Below are 17,024 nucleotides of genomic sequence, written 5' to 3'. Positions count from 1 at the left end.
TCAGGCCGCCTTCCGTCCGATCCAGATCGCTGCCGCGATCATCACACCGATGCCGATGGTCCACACGAACAGCGCGTCCCCGGCCGGGCCGACGCTGCCCAGGCCGGCGCCGCCGTGGGAGTTGCCGCCGTCCTCGATGTACTTGAGGAAGGCGATCACGTTCTCCTTCTCCTGCGGGGTGAGGTTCTGGTCGTTGAACACCGGCATCGACTGCGGGCCGGTGAGCATCGCCTCGTAGATGTGCTGCGGCTCCACGCCCATGAGGGTGGGGGCGTACTTGCCGCGGGTCAGCGCTCCCCCGGTGCCCGAGGAGTTGTGGCACATGGCGCAGTTGGTGCGGTAGGCCGCGCCCCCGGCGGCGATGTCGGCCCCCTCCAGGTCGAGGTACTCCTCGTCGGGCACGTCCGGGCCGGGGCCCAGGGAGTCGACGTAGGCGGCCAGCTGGGAGATCTGCTCCTCGCTGAACTGGACCTGGGCAGCGTTGCGCTCGGCCTGCACGCCCGGCGCGGGGAGCGGCATACGTCCGGTGGAGACCTGGAAGTCGACCGAGGCCGCCCCGACACCGATCAGGGAGGGCCCGATCGGGTCCACGCCCTGGGCGTTGGTGCCGTGGCAGGTGGCGCAGTTGGCCAGGAACAACTGCTCGCCGGCCTCGACGTCCTCCTGGGTGGCGGTGGCGGCGGAGGTGCCGGGGGCGGCCTTGGGCGCGAAGGCTGCGTAGGCGGTGCCGGTGAAGGTCAGGCCCAGCAGCAGCAGCACCAGCAGCGCGAGGGGGCTGCGGCGACGTGCGGCGAGAGAACTCACTCGTCGATCCTTCCGAGGGTGATCGGGGTGGGCGGGTGGGCCGCTGTCGGCCGCGGACGGGTTCATGGTGTCACTGGAGCAGGTAGATCACGGCGAACAGCGCGATCCACACGACGTCGACGAAGTGCCAATAGTAGGAGGTCACGACCGCGCCGGTGGCCTGGGCGTGGGTGTACCGCTTGGCGGTGAAGCTGCGGCCGATGATGAGCAGGAAGGCGATGAGACCACCGGTGACGTGCAGCCCGTGGAAGCCGGTGGTGATGTAGAAGACCGACCCGTAGGGGTCGGCCGTCGGCGTGACCCCCTCGCTGGTGAGCGTGGCGTACTCCCAGACCTGGCCGGCGATGAAGGTGGCCCCGAAGAGGTAGGTCAGCACGTACCACTCGCGCATGCCCCAGCCCTCGGCCCCCAGCGGGTTGCCGATCTTGAAGATGCTGCCGGTGCGGTGCGGGATGCCGCGCTCGGCCTTCCACACCCCGAACTGGCACCAGAGCGAGGAGATCACGAGGATCATCGTGTTGATCGTGGCGAACGTGACGTCGAGGTACTCGGTGCGCTCGGCCCACATGTCCGGCGCGACGGACCGGATGGTGAAGTACATCGCGAACAGAGCGGCGAAGAACATGATCTCGCTGGAGAGCCAGACCATCGTCCCGACCGCCGTCATGTTGGGCCTGGTCGCAGGCCCGTGCATGGTCGCGTGGAACCGGTCCGCGTCGGTCATCGTTGCTGCAGGTGTCGTCGCCACCCGGACATTATGGCCCAACGTCGTAGATGAATGTGCACCCCCGGCCCGCGTGCCGCCCCCGGATGTGCCGCCGGGGCACGGATCCCGTGGTCGGAGGCGGTCGCGGCAGGGGTCGGCCGACCTCCCGGCGGGCCCCAAGGTTGGACGACCGGGGCCGACGGCCCGGGCCGCCCACCCGCTACGATCGTGCCCATGACCGTCACCCCCGCCGCGTCCCAGCACCCTGACACCCAGGCCCGCAGCATCTCGGTCCTGCTCTTCAGCGACGACCGCTCGGTGCGCGACCAGGTCCGGCTCGGGGTGGGTGACCGCCCGGCCGACGACGTCGTCGTGGAGCGCTGGCACGAGTGCGCGACCGCCCCGGCCGTGGAGGCCGCGGTCGACGAGGGCGGCTACGACGTGCTCATCCTCGACGGCGAGGCCCAGCCCTACGGCGGGATGGGTCTGGCGCGCCAGCTCAAGAGCGAGGTCTTCGACTGCCCGCCGATCGTCGTGCTCACCGGCCGTCCCGTCGACGGCTGGCTGGCGACGTGGTCGCTGGCGGACGCGGCCGTGCCGCGCCCCCTGGACCCCGAGAAGCTGGCCGACACCGTCGCCCACCTCGCCCGCCGGTGACCGGCGGAGCGACCTCCCCCGCCGGCGACGCCGCCGCGACCACCTGGCCGGACCTGCTGACCGCGCTCGTCGGCCGGCACGACCTGTCCCGCGAGGACACCCGCTGGGCGATGGACCGGATCATGTCGGCGAGGCCGGCCCCGCCCAGGTGGCCGCCTTCCTCACCGGGCTGCGCGCCAAGGGTGAGACGGTCGAGGAGATGGTGGGCCTGTCGGGCGTCATGCTCGAGCACGCCCAGCAGCTGACCGTCGAGGGACCCACGATCGACATCGTGGGCACCGGCGGCGACCGCGCGATGACGGTGAACATCTCCTCCATGGCGGCCGTGGTGACGGCGGCCGCCGGGGCGGTCGTCGTCAAGCACGGCAACCGGGCCTCCTCCAGCCGGTCCGGCTCGGCCGACATGCTCGAGGCCCTCGGCGTGCGGCTGGACCTGTCCCCCGACCAGGTCGCCGACCTCGCCGGCCAGGTGGGCATCACCTTCTGCTTCGCCAACGTCTTCCACCCCGCGATGCGGCACGTCGCCCCGGTGCGTCGCGACCTGGGGATCGCCACGGCCTTCAACTTCCTCGGCCCGCTGACCAACCCCGCCCGGCCCCGGTATGCCGTGGTGGGCTCGGCGGACGCGCGGATGGCCCCCCTCATGGCCGGGGTCTTCGCCGACCGCGGCACCACCGCCGCCGTGTTCCGCGGCGACGACGGGCTGGACGAGGTGACCCCGGCCACGACGAGCCGCCTGTGGTGGGTCGACGGCGGGGGGTCCGTGCAGGAGTGGACGCTGGACCCCACCCGCCTCGGCGTCCCCCTGCACACGGTCGAGGACCTGCGGGGAGGCGACGCCGCGCAGAACGCCCAGGTCGCCCGCGACCTGTTCGCCGGCTCCACCGGTGCCGTGCGCGACGCGGTCCTGCTCAACGCCGGCGTGGCTCTTGCCCTGCTGCAGGCCGGGGAGAACGGCCCCCACCCGCGCACCGAGGACGAGCTGCACGCCCACGTCCGTGCGGGGATGGACCGGGCCGCCCGGGCGATCGACGAGGGCACGGCCGCGGCACTGGTCGGGCGGTGGGTCGAGGCCAGCCGGGCCCTGACTGCCTGACGACCGTCCCGACGACAGCAGAACCCCCGGCCGCATCGGCCGGGGGTTCTGGCTGTGCGGGGGGCGGGTCGTCCGCTCAGACGGCCTTCTCGCCGCGGAAGTACTCGAAGGTCCAGCCGAGGATCGAGACCACCAGGAACGGGGTGGCCACGACGGTGAGCCACCAGCCGACCGCGACGCCCAGGACGACGACCGTCGTCGACAGGCCGAGCCACAGCGGCCACCACGAGTAGGGCGCGAAGTGGCCGTAGTCCCCGGCCTGGTCGGCGATCTCGCCCTCGAGGTTGTCCTCGGGCCGGGCGTCGACCGTGCGGCCGGACAGCCAGAAGAACCACGCGACGAACCCGGTCATCACGGCCGTCAGGAGCAGGCCCAGGATGCCGACCCACTCGGACAGACCGGTGAAGTAGGCGTAGATGACCCCGACGAGGAGGAAGAAGGGGATCAGGTAGGCAAAGACCTTGGCTTCAGCCTTCACGGCTCAGCGCTCCTCTCCGGTGCGACCACCGGTCTCGGTGCCGACCCGACCACGCGGGTCGGTGTCGGGGCCGCCCAGCAGCTCCTCGGCGACGGACTTGTCCGGCTCGGGCGACTCCATCGTGCCGACCTCCGGGTGGTGCAGGTCGAAGACGGGGCGCTCGGAGCGGATCCGCGGGATGGCGTCGAAGTTGTGCCGCGGGGGCGGGCACGAGGTGGCCCACTCCAGCGAGCCGCCCCAGCCCCACGGGTCGTCGACGGTGACCTTGGGCGTGCGGAAGCTCTGCCACACGTTGTAGAAGAACGGCAGCATCGAGACGGCCAGCACGAACGAGGAGACGGTGGAGACTTGGTTCATCCAGGTGAAGCCGTCCTCGGGCATGTAGTCGGCGTAGCGCCGCGGCATCCCGATGACGCCCAGGAAGTGCTGGATGAGGAAGGTGCCGTGGAAGCCGAGGAAGAGCAGCCAGAAGTGCACCTTGCCCCAGGTCTCGTTGAGCATGTGCCCGGTGAGCTTGGGCCACCAGAAGTAGTAGCCGGCGAACATCGCGAAGACGACGGTGCCGAAGACCACGTAGTGGAAGTGCGCCACGACGAAGTAGGAGTCGGTGACTTGGAAGTCCAGGGCCGGGCTGGCCAGGATGACACCGGTCAGACCGCCGAAGAGGAAGGTCACCAGGAAGCCGACGGCCCACAGCATGGGGGTGTCGAGCTTGACCGAGCCCTTCCACATCGTGCCGATCCAGTTGAAGAACTTCACTCCCGTGGGCACGGCGATGAGCATCGTCATGATGGCGAAGAACTCGAGCAGGATCGCGCCGGTGGCGTACATGTGGTGGGCCCACACCGACACCGACAGGGCGGCGATGGCCATCGTGGCGAAGATCAGGGTCTTGTAGCCGAAGATCGGCTTGCGCGAGAACACCGGGATGATCTCGGTGATGATGCCGAAGAACGGCAGGGCGATGATGTAGACCTCGGGGTGGCCGAAGAACCAGAACAGGTGCTGCCAGAGCAGGGCGCCGCCGTACTCTGGGTCGTAGATGTGCCAGCCGAAGATGCGGTCGGCGGCCATGCCGAAGAACGCGGCCGCCAGCACCGGGAAGACCATCAGCACCAGGATCGAGGTGATGAGGATGTTCCAGGTGAAGATCGGCATCCGGAACATCGTCATGCCCGGGGCGCGCATGCAGACGATCGTGGTGATGAAGTTGACCGCGCCGAAGATCGTCGCGAAGCCGGTCACCGCCAGGCCGAGGACCCACAGGTCACCGCCCAGGCCGGGGCTGTGCGTCGGGCCGGCGAGCGGCTGGTAGGCGAACCAGCCGAAGGAGGCCGCGCCGCCGGGGGTGAGGAAGCCGCCGACCGCCACGAGGCTGCCGAAGAAGTACATCCAGTAGGCCAGCATGTTCAGCCGCGGGAAGGCCACGTCGGGCGCGCCGATCTGCAGCGGCACGAGCGCGTTGGCGAAACCGGCGAACAGCGGTGTCGCGAACATCAGCAGCATGATCGTGCCGTGCATCGTGAACAGCTGGTTGAACTGGTCGGGGTTGTCCACGACCTGCAGGCCCGGGGTGTAGAGCTCGGCCCGGATGATGAGGGCCATGAGGCCACCGACGATGAACCAGGCCATCGTGGTGACGAAGTAGAGGTTGCCGATAACCTTGTGGTCGGTGGTCGTGAGGACCTTGACCGCCAGGCGCACGAAGGAGTCCTTGTCCTCCGGGCGCCGGGGGGAGGTCGTTGCCCCCTGCGTGTCGGGTGAGTTGATGATCGCCACTGGTAGTCCTCCGCGTCAGCGTCCGGCCGGCTCGACGAGCTTGTCCTGCTGGTCGATCTGAAGTTCGTACTGGTCCAGCTCCGTGCCCAGGATGCCGGTGTTGCCGGAGTCGCGCAGGTCCTCGATGAAGGTCTCGTACTCCCCCTGGGAGACGACCTCCACCTGGAAGAGCATCTCGGAGTGGTAGGCGCCGCACAGCTCTGCGCACTTGCCCTGGAAGACGCCCTCCTCGGTGGTGGTCACCTGGAAGATGTTGACCCGCCCGGGGACCATGTCCAGCTTCTGCAGGAACTGGGGCACCCAGAACGAGTGGATGACGTCGCGCGAGGTGAGCACGAACTCGACCCGGCTGTCGACCGGCAGGACCATGGTGGGCAGCGTCTCGGGCAGCCCCTCCTCGCCCTTGTTCAGGTCGTTGGCCTGGATGCCGGCGACGTGCACGTCCTCGTTCATGTAGTTGAAGTCCCAGCTCCACTTCTTGCCCACGACGTTGACGACCACGTCCGGGTCGTCCTGCCGCTCGAGCAGGGTGTTCTGGACCTCGACGGTCTTGCCGAAGATCGCCGCGACCATGAGGATCGGCACGACGGTGTAGAGGATCTCCAGCGGCACGTGGTAGCGGAACTGCGGGGGCAGCTCGTCGTCGCTGCGGCGGCGGTAGGCGAAGACGGCCCACAGCATCAGGCCCCAGACGAGCAGGCCGACCGCCAGCGCGGCGATCCACACGGCGTTCCAGAAGAAGACGACCTCGTCGGCGGCCTCGGTGACGGGCTCGGGAAGGTAGCCACGGGTGAAGGCCTCGCCGCACCCGGACAGGAGCACCGCGGCCGCCCCGGCGGTCGCGGTCAGGCCCCACCGTCGGGCGGACCCGCCGCCGGACCTGCTCTTCTCACGCCTCGTCACTGGACACCTCGCACTTCCTCGCACCTACACCGGGCATGACCTCCGCACACCTTACCGTGGCGCACCCGGGGATTCTCGCACGACGTGCGACGTATTGTCGTGCACCCCGCGCCAGCGATCCGGCGGCTCCTGGGCCACCGCGGCGGCGACCATCCGCAGGTATGCGGTGCGCGGCACCTCGCGCACGCCCAGGGAGGCCAGGTGGGGGGTGGACCACTGCACGTCGAGCACCCACGGCATACCGTCCTCGGAGAGCACCTGCACCAGCCCGACGACGGCGGCCTTGGAGGCGTCGGTGACCCGGCGGAACTTGGACTCGGCGGCGAAGAGCCGACCGACCGCCAGCCCGTAGAGCCCGCCGACCAGCTCCTGATCGCGCCACACCTCCACCGAGTGGGCCCAGCCGAGCTCGTGCAGCCGGGTGTATGCCGTCGCGACGGCGGGGGTGATCCAGCGCCCGTCCCGCGAGGGGTCGGCGCAGCCGGCGACCACGTCCTCGAAGGCGGTGTCCACCCGCAGCTCGAACCGACGCAGCGACCGGCGCAGCGAGCGGGAGACGTGCAGGTCCCCGGGCAGCAGCACCCCGCGGGGGTCCGGGGACCACCAGCCCAGCGGCGGCGCGCCGCCGACGCCCAGGCCCATGGGGAACAGGCCCGAGCGGTAGGCCCGCAGGATCGTGCCCGGCTCCAGGTCCGCCCCGATGCCGACGAGGTCGTCCCCGGGCGTGGCCCCCTCGGCGGTGAGGTGCCACGGCGTGGGCGGCGGCTCGATCGGCATACCCCAGTGTCCCCCCGGCACGACGAACGCCCCCGTCCCGACCGGGACGAGGGCGTGTCGGAAGGACTCAGCTGAAGCTGTCGCCGCAGGCGCAGGAGCTGCCCGCGTTGGGGTTGTCGATGGTGAAGCCCTGCTTCTCGATCGTGTCGGCGAAGTCGATCGACGCCCCGTCGAGGTAGGGGGCGCTCATCCGGTCGACGACGACCTCGACGCCGCCGAAGTCGGCGAACAGGTCGCCGTCGAGGGTGCGCTCGTCGAAGTAGAGCTGGTAGATGAGGCCGGAGCAGCCACCGGGCTGGACACCGATGCGCAGGCGGAGGTCGTCACGACCCTCCTGCGCCAGCAGGCTCCTCACCTTCTCGGCGGCCAGGTCCGACAGGGTCACGCCGTGGGTCGCGGTGCTCTGGGTGGTGTCGGTCATGCTGCGGGTCCTCTCCCTGAGGTGGGTCGGTCTCTCGGAGGCAACGTCGTCGCGGCGGCGGGTGTTCCCGACGCGGCCGAGCCGTCCGGTGCCAGCGTACGTCAGATCCGGTCGTGCTCCGACAATTCGTCGATTCCCCGGGGCCGTGTCATCGCGGCGGCGGCGTCCAGGTGCGGGCGACGCGGGCCGCCGTCGCGGGAAGGTCCTCCCCCGCCCTCGGCTCGTAGCTGCCGCTGACGCCCAGGGCCATCCCCTCCCGGCGACCGACGGCGACCTCGGCGGCGAGCACCACCGTGGGCGTGGCGGTGTCCAGCGCGGCCTTCGCCGTCTCGGCGACGACGCCGTCGTGGACGGTGGCGCCGTCGTAGGAGGTCGTCACCAGGACGAGCAGCGACCCTGGCAGCCGCTCACGCAGGCCGAGCTCGTCGAGCAGCAGCCGGGCGCCGGGCACGGTGCGCGCGCCGAGCAGCTGGAGGGCGTAGCCCACGCCTCCCCCGGCGCCGGACCCCACCTCGCGCTCGGGACGGCGCGGCAGCCCGGTGAGCAGCTCCTTGACCGGGGGCACCACCTGGTTGACGCGGTCGCTGAGCCGGCCCAGCTCGCCCTCGAGCCGCTGGGAGACCGCGGGGGCCACGCCGAAGTCCTCGGTCAGCAGCGCGCTCGCGCCGTTGAACCCCAGCAACGTGGCCTCGGTGGTCGTCGCGAGCACGAGGTTGGTGCCGGCCCAGTCCTGCCGGACCTCGGGCAGCCGGGCCAGGTCCTCGCCCGCCCCCAGGGCCTGCAGCAGGCCGAGACCGCCGTCGTGGCAGGCGAGCGGGCCCACGCCGACGACGATCCGGTCCACCCCCGTGCCCCGCGCCGCGGTGAGGAGGGCGCCGACGCCGGCGCTCGTCATACCCCCCCGGGTCGCGGAGCGACTCCGCATCCATGAGGTGACGCCCGCAGGCCTGGGCGGTGTCGAGGTATGCGGTGCGCGTCCCGTCGCGCTCGACGAGCGCGATCCCGGCGGGCACCTCTCCCCCGGTGGGCCCGGGGACGACGACGGGGTGGACCGTCCCGCCGAGCGTGCGGGCGACCGCCTCGGCGAAGCCGGCCCCGCCGTCGTGGCTGGCGTGCGCCTCGACGGTGGCATGGGTCGCGGTGGCCGACCAGCCGGCGGCGGCCTGCTCGGCGGCCTCGTGGGGGCCGAGCCCGCCGAAGCCGTCGGCCACGACGACGACGCGGGGAGCGCGCTGGACCATGGTCAGGCGTAGACCATCTGCATCGCCTCGCGCACCTCGTCGAGGGTGGCGTCGGCGACCTCGTTGGCCCGGGCGTTGCCGTCGGCGAGGATGCGGCGCAGCTCGGCCGGGTCGCCGTCGAGCTCGGCGCGGCGGGCGCGGATCGGGGCGAGGTGCTCGTTGACCGCCTCGGTGACCAGCTTCTTGAGGGTGCCGGAGCCGCCGTCGCCGATCTCCTCGGCGATCGCGCGGGGGTCGCGGCCGGTGGTCAGACCGGCGATCTGCAGGAGGTTGGACACACCGGGGCGGGCGTCGGGGTCGAAGGTGATGTGCCGGTCGGAGTCGGTGACCGCCTTCTTGAGCACCTTGGCGGTCTCGTCGGCGCTCATCCGCAGCTCGATGGTGTTGCCGCGCGACTTGCTCATCTTGGTGCCGTCGGTGCCGAGCAGGTTGGGCACCTCGGACAGCAGCGCGTCGGGGGCCGGGAAGACGGGGGCGCTCTTGTCGCCGGCACGCCCGTAGCGCTCGTCGAAGCGGCGGGCCACGACGCGGGTCTGCTCGAGGTGGGGCAGCTGGTCCTTGCCGACCGGCACGACGTTGGCCTTGCAGAAGAGGATGTCGGCGGCCTGGTGGACCGGGTAGGTGAGCATCAGCCCGCTCATCGGCCGGCCGCCGGTGGCCTCCTGCTCGGCCTTGACCGTGGGGTTGCGGCGCAGCTCGCTGTCGGTGACCAGGGACAGGAAGGGCAGCATCAGCTGGTTGAGCGCGGGGATCTGGCTATGCGTGAAGACGGTCGTGCGCGCCGGGTCCAGGCCGACGGCGAGGTAGTCGGTCAGCAGCGAGAACACCCGCTCGCGCATGTGGTCCACGCCGTCGCGGTCGGTGATGACCTGGTAGTCGGCGATGAGCACGAACGTCTCCACGCCCTTGTCCTGCAGCGCGACCCGGTTGCGCAGGCTGCCGAAGTAGTGGCCCAGGTGCAGGTGCCCCGTCGGCCGGTCGCCGGTCAGCATCCGGAACTGCGCCGGGTCGGTCTCGATCTGCCGCTCGATCTGCGCGCTGCGCGCGAGGCTGCGCGCCAGCGAGGCGTCGGAGGTGCTGTCGGCGAGGGCCTCGGAGCTGTCGTCCAGGTGCGTGTCGTCCAGGTGCGTGTCGGAGGTCGTGGTCACGTCGGTCGATGCTACGGGACGGGCGCCGGTGCGCCTGCTGCGACTCGAGGCGGTGCCATCCTTGACAGGGCGGCCCGGAGCGCTACCCTACCGGGAGCAGGACCGTGACGATCACCATTACTCGGGGAGAACAACATGGGCGTTCAGCCTGTCCGTCATGTCGGCGTGCAGCCGACCCGCCGCACCCTGGTGAAGGGAGCGGCGTGGAGCGTGCCGGTCGTGGCGATGGCCTCACCGGCCCACGCGGTCGGTGCATCGCAGTGCGTGGTGCAGACCACCTTCGACAATCTCCAGGTCGGGACGTGCGTTGGTGGGCCCATCTCCTTCTACCCCTCGACCGTGACTGCCACAGTGGCCTACGACTACAACGTCGGCTCCTCGAGGCGAGGTAACACCTGCCAGGTGGCTCGCACGACCACCACCCCGCCCTTCAGCTACGTCGAGATCGAGATGCTCAACCCGAGGCGAACAACAACGACTACATCGACGTCACCATCACGCTCAGCCAGCCGATGGAGAACCTGTCCTTCTCGATCCACGACATCGACAGCACCTACGGCGGCTACCGCGACGAGGTCGTCATCCTCACCAGCGGGTACACGTACTCCCTGGGCTCCACCCTGCAGGGCAGCGGGACCTCGTCCAGTCCGTTCCGCCGGTCGAGCTGGGGCGACAACCCGATCAACTCCGGCTCGGGCGCGGTCACGGTGACCTGGGCGGGGCCCATCCAGGAAGTCACGTTCCGCTACCGCGCCGGCACCAGTGGCAACTCCCAGAACCAGCACGTCGCCCTCAGCCGGATCAGCTTCACCGACTGCCTCGTCGAGACGCAGCCCCGGGGCGCCATCGTCGTGCCTGACATCCCCCAGTCGTCGACGACGAGCCTGATGTCGACCACGGCGGACGGGGGCACGCAGGACCTCTGACTCCTCCACGGCTGCGAGCGGCGGCGAGCACGCGATCAGTCAAGAAGAGACCGGCGGCGGACGCGGTCACTGGATGCCCGAGCTCCGTGGGGGTATAGTCGACGCTGCACCGCTCGTTGGCTCAGGGTCCCCGCCGTGCGGTGCGCGTGGCACTGTGGCTCATCTCAGCGTGACGCGCCGTGTCTGGCTGCCTGTCGGCTTGACCTGCACGGAGCGCAGTGAGGCCCAGCGTTCGCGCTCCATGCATGCACGTCACAAGGGATCAAGGGGAGAGTTAATGAGTACACAGCACACCGGCGGTCTGAAGCCCACCCGCCGCACGCTGGTCAAGGGTGCCGCGTGGAGCGTGCCGGTCGTGGCGATAGGAGCCTCGGCGGCTGTGGCCGACGTGCAGTGCTCGCCCAACAGTTGCCCACCGCCGCCCGCCTTTGACTTCGACAACGCGTACAAGAACCCAGGTGGGTCGTGTGAAAGTTCCTGTGTTCCGAAGCAGTCCTATGGCGTGCCTGTCACCCTCAGCAACGCTTCGAGCGAAGACTATTACATCCAGTTCACATCCTACCTGATTGGCACTACTTCGGTAGGCGTGCATTCGATCACGTCCGACGTCCTCTCCTGTGCCGCCCCCGGTGGTTGCGCCGTGGAGGCGTGTGGAGACAACGCAATGATGAACGCCGTCTGCGTTCCTGCGGGCACGGCATCCATGAGAATTTATGTCACGTCAGGCGGTTACGGCAGCAGCCCGCAGACTGGCCAGTCCATCGGTTGGCAGTGGGTACGGAAGAGCGACTGCGAGGTCACCGACTCCGGTGTGGCAGCGTCCGCAGTCTCGCCTCCCGGCCTTGAGTGCTGACCAACTAAGACTTACGATCCTGCGGCAGCCTACGGTGCGCATGATGCGCAGGAGCACCACACGGTGGTTAACACGCCTCTGACGGTGTGGCTCGGCCCAGGCTCGCCGGCCGGCACCTCCCATTCCGCCGTGTCCGGCCCCTTGGCACGATCCCGGTCGGGTGGATATCCCGTTGCACCGCGTAGTAGTGCGCCTTGATGTGCTCGAAGTTCACCGTCGAGCCGAAGTCGTGCGTCCGCCACAGGTCGCGGGCCCCTCGCAGCACCTGCACCACCAGATTGCGCCGCGTCGCCAGGTGCCCTCGAGCCAGTCCAGCGCGGCGAGGTCATGGTCGTAGGCCTTCTCGCAAGCCTCCCTGCATGCGTCCCGCAACTCTCGTCACGTAGCTCTCGGGACCGTCCCCAACTCCCACGTGACGACTCCCACGGGACAGATCAGCCGAGCGCCTCCCGCCCGGCCGGCACCTCCCACCCCGACACATCCGGCCCCTTCGGCACGATCCCGGTCGGGTTGATGTCCAGGTGCGTGGCGTAGTAGTGCGCCTTGACGTGCTCGAGGTTCACCGTCGAGCCGAAGTCCCACGTCTGCCACAGGTCGCGCGCGTAGGCCCACAGCACCGGCATCTCGGTCAGCTTGCTGCGGTTGCACTTGAAGTGCCCGTGGTAGGCGGCGTCGAAGCGGACCAGGGTCGGCCACAGCCGGATGTCGGCGAGGGTCAGCTGCTCCCCCACCAGGTAGCGCCGCGTGGCCAGGTGCTCCTCGAGCCAGTCCAGCCGCGCGAACAGCCGGTCGTAGGCCGCATCGTACGCCTCCTGCGAACCCGCGAACCCGCACCGGTACACACCGTTGTTGACCTCGGTGTAGTTGGCCCGCGAGATGGCCTCGATCTCGTCGCGCAGCGCCTCGGGCCACAGGTCGGGGGCGTCCTTGCGCTGGTAGTCGGTCCACTCGGTGACCAGGTCCTTGACGATCTGCTCGAAGTCGTTGGTCACCACCATCCCGGTCGTGATGTCCACGACCGCCGGCACGGTGATCCCGGACTCGGGGTAGCCGTCGGGCCGCTTGTCGTAGGCGTCCTTCAGCCTCGGGATGCCCAGCACGGGGTCGACGCCGCCGGGGTCCAGGTCGAAGGTCCACGAGTCGGCGTCGTGCACCGGCCCGGCGACCGCCATCGACAGCACGTCCTCGAGCCCGAGCAGCTTGCGCGTCAGGATCGTGCGGTGCGCCCACGGGCAGGCCCGCGAGACGGCGAGCCGGAAGCGTCCCGGCTCCACGGCATACCCGTCCCGGCCGTCCCTGGTGATGCGCGTCTCGATGTAGCGGGTCTTGCGCTCGTACTCGCCGCCGCCGCTGACGTACGATCCGTGCTCCTTGTCCTGGGTCATGCCTCATCCTCTCGTTGTCCATGCCGCCCGAGCCGGTCCAGCAGGAGCGCCTCGGCGGCGCAGACCCGCTCGAACTCGCCCAGGTGCAGGCTCTCGTTGGCCGCGTGCGCGCGGGTGTCGGGGTCCTCGACGCCGGTCACCAGGATCGACGCCTGCGGGAACCTCTCGGCGAAGGCCGCCACGAACGGGATCGACCCGCCGACGCCGATGTCCACCGGCTCCACGCCGTCCCACGCGTCGCGGAAGGCCGACCGCGCCGCGTCGTAGACCGGCCCCTGCGCGTCCGCGGCGAAGCCGTCGCCCTCGTCCTCGAGGGAGACGCTCACCCGGCACCCCCACGGCGCGTTGCTCTCCAGGTGCTCCTTGAGGGCGAGGTATGCGGTGCGGGGAGACTCGGCAGGGTGGATGCGCATCGACAGCTTGGCGCGCCCCACGGGCATGAGCAGGTTCGCGGCCCTGTCGACGGTCGGCGCGTCGATCCCGATGACCGTCATGGACGGCCTGGTCCACAGCCGGCTCAGCAGCGACCCGGTGCCGATCGGCGAGACGCCGTCCGCGAGGCCGGAGTCGGCGCGCAGGTCCTCCTCTGAGTAGTCGAGGTCGGCCGCCTGCGAGCTCATCAGCCCCGGCACGGCCACGTCGCCGGCGTCGTCGTGCAGGGTGGCCAGCAGCCGGCAGAGGGCGGTCAGCCCGTCCGGCACGGCCCCGCCGTAGAGGCCGGAGTGCACGCCGTGGTCGAGCGCACGGACCTCGACGACGACGCGGACCAGGCCGCGCAGGGTGGTCGTCAGGGCGGGGACCCCGACCTTCCAGTTGTGCGAGTCGGCCAGGACGATCGCGTCGCAGGCCAGCTTGTCGCCGTGCCGCTCCAGGATGCGCGGCAGGCTGTCGGAGCCGATCTCCTCCTCGCCCTCGACGAAGACGGTCACGCCCACCGGCGGGCGGCCGCCGTGCGCGCGCAGCGCTGCCACGTGCGCCATGACCCCGGCCTTGTCGTCGGCCACCCCGCGGGCGTAGAGCCGCTCCCCCACCAAGGTCGGCTCGAAGACCGGGGTGTCCCAGTCGGCGTCGTCGCCGGGCGGCTGGACGTCGTGGTGGGCGTAGAGCAGGACCGTCGGCGCGCCCTCCGGACCGGGCCGGTGCCCGATGACGGCGGGCCGGCCACCCTCGCGGACGATCTCGACCTCCAGGCCCTCGGCCCGCAGCAGGTCGGCGACGGTCTCGGCGCTGTCCTCGACGTGCCGCTGGTCGAAGGAGTCGAGGGAGACCGACGGGATGCGCGTCAGCGACTCCAGGTCGGAGCGCACGCCGGGCATGAGGTCGCGCACGCGGGCGGCCAGCTCCTGGGTGCGCTCGGAAGAGGTGTGGTGGCTCATGCACCCGACCCTAGGCCGCGCCTCGGCGCCTGGCGGGGGCGGGTGGCGCGGCCGCATACACTGGGGCCGTGCTGTTCGGGAAGAAGACGACGGAGACCGCTGCCCCCACCACGACCACGGTGGAGCCGGCCGTCGACCCGTCGCGGCCCCACGGCAAGGGCCGCCCGACCCCCAAGCGACGCGAGGCGGAGGCGGCCAACCGCCGACCGCTCGTGGCCGGCAGCACCAAGGGGAAGTCCCCCGAGGAGAAGCGCAAGATCCGCGAGCAGCGTGCGAAGGTCCGCGAGGGGATGATGCGGGGCGAGGAGAAGTACCTCCACGAGCGCGACCGCGGCCCCGAGCGCCGGTTCCTGCGCGACGCGGTGGACCGTCGGTGGAACATCGGCGAGATCCTGCTGCCGGTGATGATCCTCATCCTGGCGCTGTCGCTGCTGCCCTTCGACTGGGCGCAGAACGGGATGTTCCTGTCGGCCTACGCCCTCATGCTCTTCGGCATCGTCGACTCCTGGCTGCTGTGGCGGCGCACCAAGAAGGACTTCGTCGCCGAGTTCGGCCACGAGCCGGGCAAGGGCTCCGCCTGGTACGTCGTGCTGCGCGCCTTCCAGATGCGCGGCTCCCGGATCCCGCGGCCGGCGGTCGACCGCGGCGCCGACCTCGTGCGCCGCTGACGACGCGCGCCTGCTCCCCGGCTACTCCGCCGCGGGGCTCAGGCTCATCGGCCCGTAGACGACCTCCTCGTCCCGCTTCAGCGTGACCGCCTGCACGCCGGCGTCGGCCAGCGTGCCCCACTCCTGGGACAGCCAGGCCTCGGCGTCGGCCTGCGTCGGGAAGGTGACCGAGGCGATCCCCAGGTCGTCGACCGGGGTGCCGTCGGCCTGCTCGTAGTTCCATGTCCAGCGCTCGCTCATCCCCCCACCGTAGGTGCCGGACCGGGAGCTCGGCCATCCGGCGGCCGGCGGGCGCCTCCCGGCGGCCGACCTGCCGTCGTCGGGCGCCGTCACTAGGGTGAGCGGCAGAGGCGGGCCGACCTGGGCCGCCACGACGAAGGGACGACCATGCTCGAGGACCTCATGCGCGCCATCCCGACCGACCAGCTCGCCCAGCGGGTCGGCGCCGGCGAGGACGAGACCCGTCAGGCCGTGCGCACCGCGCTGCCCGCCCTGCTCGCCGGCCTCGGCGCCAACGCCCAGCAGCCGCAGGGGGCCGCGTCGCTGCTGGACGCGCTGGGCCAGCACCAGGACGACCTCGCCGACAACCCCCGGGTGGACGCCGTCGACGAGCAGGACGGCGAGAAGATCGTCAACCACGTCTTCGGCGGGCAGACCGACGACGTCGCCCAGCAGCTCGGCGGGCTCGGCGGCGCGCAGACCTCCTCGCTCGTGCGCAAGCTGCTGCCGATCCTCGCGCCGATCGTGCTGTCCTGGCTCGCCAAGCAGGTGACCGGTCGTGCCGGTGGCGGGGTCGGGGACGCCGGCGGGCGGACGACGGACATGGGCGGGGCGGGCCGCGCCGACACGCGCTCCGGCGGCACCGCCGACGGACCGTTCGGACGCATGGACGGCGACCGCGACGGCCCGGGTCGACGTCGACGTGCCCCGCGAGGGGCGGACCGGCGGCGGACAGGTGCCGGGCGGCCAGGGCGGCGACCTGACCTCGGTGCTGCAGGACGTGCTCGGCGGCGCGCTGGGCGGGGCGACCGGCCGCGGCCAGCAGCCGTCCTCCGGCGGCGGCTCCATCCTCGGCGACGTGCTCGGGGGCATCCTCGGTCGGCGCTGACGCCCCCGCCCCGGGGCGTCCCTCCCGGCGGGGTGCGGGTCGGTATGCTGTGCCCACCCGCGCCCCGCCCGTCCCGTCCCCCTGCGGCCGGCTCATGCGTCGGTGCGCACCGCGAGCGAGACCGACCGAGGAGACGCTGCCCATGACGACGACCCTGGTGATCGGTGGCCCGCGCAACGGAGCGGCCCGGCACGCCCGTTCCCTGCTCTCCGCCCACCCCCAGGTGACGCACCTCGTCACGCACGACGGCCCCGGGCCGGAGGACTCCCCCGACGGGTGGCGGCTCGTGCAGACGCGGGACCTGAGCCGCTCGATCCTCGGCTCGCGCCACCCCGTCCTCGTGGACGACCTCACCGACTGGCTGCGCGGCACCCTCGACGGCGAGGACCTGTGGGACGACCCGGCCTCGGCGCGGGGTCTCGTGCAGGACCGGCTCGACGAGCTGGCCGTGGCCGCGAGCGCGGTCCCCTTCGACGTGGTGGTGCTCACCACCGAGCCGTCGTGGTCCCTGCCTCCGGCCGACCCCCGCGACGCCTTCCTCGTCGACCTGCTCGCGCACGCCAACGAGCGGGTCTCGACCGTCAGCGGCCAGGTGCACGCGATCGTGGCCGGCCGGGTCCTGGACCTCACCGGCGCACCCACCGCCGGGCGCTGACCGCCTCTCGTCCAGCACGCGCGGACGGCGGCCCCGGACCTGG

Annotated in this window: 18 protein-coding genes and 2 pseudogenes; 7 read left to right on the top strand and 13 right to left on the bottom strand. The window is 71.2% G+C overall.

The genetic code is table 11. The annotated features are described in order from the left end of the window. Together qcrC and ctaE are read right to left on the bottom strand one after the other, a co-directional pair. Positions 1-804, bottom strand: coding sequence for a cytochrome bc1 complex diheme cytochrome c subunit (qcrC, locus tag BJF81_RS14305; RefSeq protein ID WP_075958906.1), 804 nt, complete (start codon positions 802-804; stop codon positions 1-3). A gap of 70 nt (positions 805-874) precedes the next feature. Next, positions 875-1,528: an aa3-type cytochrome oxidase subunit III gene (gene ctaE / locus BJF81_RS14300; RefSeq protein ID WP_075958905.1), complete on the bottom strand. Its 654-nt coding sequence runs from the start codon at positions 1,526-1,528 to the stop codon at positions 875-877. Between the two features lie 216 nt (positions 1,529-1,744). Here ctaE and BJF81_RS14295 point away from each other — a divergent pair, with 216 nt between their 5' ends. Beyond that, the gene (locus tag BJF81_RS14295) at positions 1,745-2,167 is read left to right on the top strand and encodes a hypothetical protein (protein ID WP_075958904.1); all 423 of its coding nucleotides are present in this window, start codon (positions 1,745-1,747) and stop codon (positions 2,165-2,167) included. Next, positions 2,164-3,263 (top strand): annotated as a pseudogene (gene trpD, locus BJF81_RS14290) (anthranilate phosphoribosyltransferase). The gene BJF81_RS14295 and the pseudogene trpD overlap by 4 nt, the downstream one beginning before the upstream one ends. A gap of 76 nt (positions 3,264-3,339) precedes the next feature. Here the strand turns inward: trpD and BJF81_RS14285 are convergent. The 8 genes and pseudogenes from BJF81_RS14285 to trpS form a co-directional block, all read right to left on the bottom strand. Then, positions 3,340-3,741, bottom strand: coding sequence for a cytochrome c oxidase subunit 4 (locus BJF81_RS14285; protein ID WP_075958903.1), 402 nt, complete (start codon positions 3,739-3,741; stop codon positions 3,340-3,342). 3 nt (positions 3,742-3,744) lie between these two features. Then, positions 3,745-5,520, bottom strand: coding sequence for an aa3-type cytochrome oxidase subunit I (gene ctaD / locus BJF81_RS14280; RefSeq protein WP_075958902.1), 1,776 nt, complete (start codon positions 5,518-5,520; stop codon positions 3,745-3,747). 15 nt (positions 5,521-5,535) lie between these two features. Next, a complete protein-coding gene (ctaC, locus tag BJF81_RS14275) occupies positions 5,536-6,423 on the bottom strand; it encodes an aa3-type cytochrome oxidase subunit II (RefSeq protein ID WP_075958901.1) in 888 nt (295 codons plus the stop codon). A 51-nt stretch (positions 6,424-6,474) separates the two neighbouring features. Beyond that, a complete protein-coding gene (gene aat / locus BJF81_RS14270) occupies positions 6,475-7,200 on the bottom strand; it encodes a leucyl/phenylalanyl-tRNA--protein transferase (protein ID WP_075958900.1) in 726 nt (241 codons plus the stop codon). Between the two features lie 67 nt (positions 7,201-7,267). Next, positions 7,268-7,621 carry a HesB/IscA family protein gene (locus tag BJF81_RS14265; protein WP_075958899.1) on the bottom strand — a complete coding sequence of 118 codons (354 nt, stop codon included), beginning with the start codon at positions 7,619-7,621 and terminating at the stop codon, positions 7,268-7,270. 148 nt (positions 7,622-7,769) lie between these two features. Continuing rightward, a complete protein-coding gene (locus BJF81_RS14260) occupies positions 7,770-8,516 on the bottom strand; it encodes a glycerate kinase (RefSeq protein ID WP_158068701.1) in 747 nt (248 codons plus the stop codon). A gap of 79 nt (positions 8,517-8,595) precedes the next feature. Then, positions 8,596-8,862 (bottom strand): annotated as a pseudogene (locus BJF81_RS21655) (glycerate kinase); the annotation flags it as partial. A gap of 2 nt (positions 8,863-8,864) precedes the next feature. Then, on the bottom strand, positions 8,865-9,986 hold the full coding sequence (trpS, locus tag BJF81_RS14255) for a tryptophan--tRNA ligase (protein ID WP_446740566.1): 1,122 nt from the start codon (positions 9,984-9,986) through the stop codon (positions 8,865-8,867). Between the two features lie 536 nt (positions 9,987-10,522). Between trpS and BJF81_RS14250 the strand changes: the two genes are divergently transcribed. Both BJF81_RS14250 and BJF81_RS17715 read left to right on the top strand, forming a co-directional pair. Further along, the gene (locus tag BJF81_RS14250; RefSeq protein ID WP_075958898.1) at positions 10,523-10,936 is read left to right on the top strand and encodes a hypothetical protein; all 414 of its coding nucleotides are present in this window, start codon (positions 10,523-10,525) and stop codon (positions 10,934-10,936) included. Positions 10,937-11,213: 277 nt separating this feature from the next. Further along, entirely contained in the window at positions 11,214-11,789 is a 576-nt protein-coding gene (locus BJF81_RS17715; RefSeq protein WP_143780876.1) for a hypothetical protein, read from the top strand. A 434-nt stretch (positions 11,790-12,223) separates the two neighbouring features. Here BJF81_RS17715 and BJF81_RS14245 read toward each other — a convergent pair whose 3' ends face one another. Then, on the bottom strand, positions 12,224-13,174 hold the full coding sequence (locus BJF81_RS14245; RefSeq protein WP_075958897.1) for a glutathione S-transferase family protein: 951 nt from the start codon (positions 13,172-13,174) through the stop codon (positions 12,224-12,226). Then, positions 13,171-14,550: a dipeptidase gene (locus BJF81_RS14240; RefSeq protein ID WP_075958896.1), complete on the bottom strand. Its 1,380-nt coding sequence runs from the start codon at positions 14,548-14,550 to the stop codon at positions 13,171-13,173. The genes BJF81_RS14245 and BJF81_RS14240 overlap by 4 nt, the downstream gene beginning before the upstream one ends. Before the next feature lie 68 nt (positions 14,551-14,618). Between BJF81_RS14240 and BJF81_RS14235 the strand changes: the two genes are divergently transcribed. Further along, positions 14,619-15,218 carry a DUF3043 domain-containing protein gene (locus BJF81_RS14235; protein WP_083664256.1) on the top strand — a complete coding sequence of 200 codons (600 nt, stop codon included), beginning with the start codon at positions 14,619-14,621 and terminating at the stop codon, positions 15,216-15,218. A gap of 21 nt (positions 15,219-15,239) precedes the next feature. On the opposite strand, the gene BJF81_RS14230 is transcribed toward BJF81_RS14235, so the two are convergent. After that, positions 15,240-15,458 carry a hypothetical protein gene (locus tag BJF81_RS14230; RefSeq protein WP_075958947.1) on the bottom strand — a complete coding sequence of 73 codons (219 nt, stop codon included), beginning with the start codon at positions 15,456-15,458 and terminating at the stop codon, positions 15,240-15,242. A 147-nt stretch (positions 15,459-15,605) separates the two neighbouring features. On the opposite strand from BJF81_RS14230, the gene BJF81_RS14225 reads away from it, so the two are divergent. Further along, on the top strand, positions 15,606-16,472 hold the full coding sequence (locus BJF81_RS14225) for a DUF937 domain-containing protein (protein WP_075958895.1): 867 nt from the start codon (positions 15,606-15,608) through the stop codon (positions 16,470-16,472). Beyond that, positions 16,469-16,981, top strand: coding sequence for a bifunctional adenosylcobinamide kinase/adenosylcobinamide-phosphate guanylyltransferase (locus BJF81_RS14220; protein ID WP_075958894.1), 513 nt, complete (start codon positions 16,469-16,471; stop codon positions 16,979-16,981). Before BJF81_RS14225 ends, BJF81_RS14220 begins: the two co-directional genes overlap by 4 nt. Positions 16,982-17,024: the final 43 nt, after the last annotated feature.

It is taken from the genome of Ornithinimicrobium sp. CNJ-824, from assembly GCF_001942405.1.
GTDB lineage: Bacteria > Actinomycetota > Actinomycetes > Actinomycetales > Dermatophilaceae > Ornithinicoccus > Ornithinicoccus kibberensis.
This window is presented reverse-complemented; position numbering and strand designations above follow the sequence as displayed.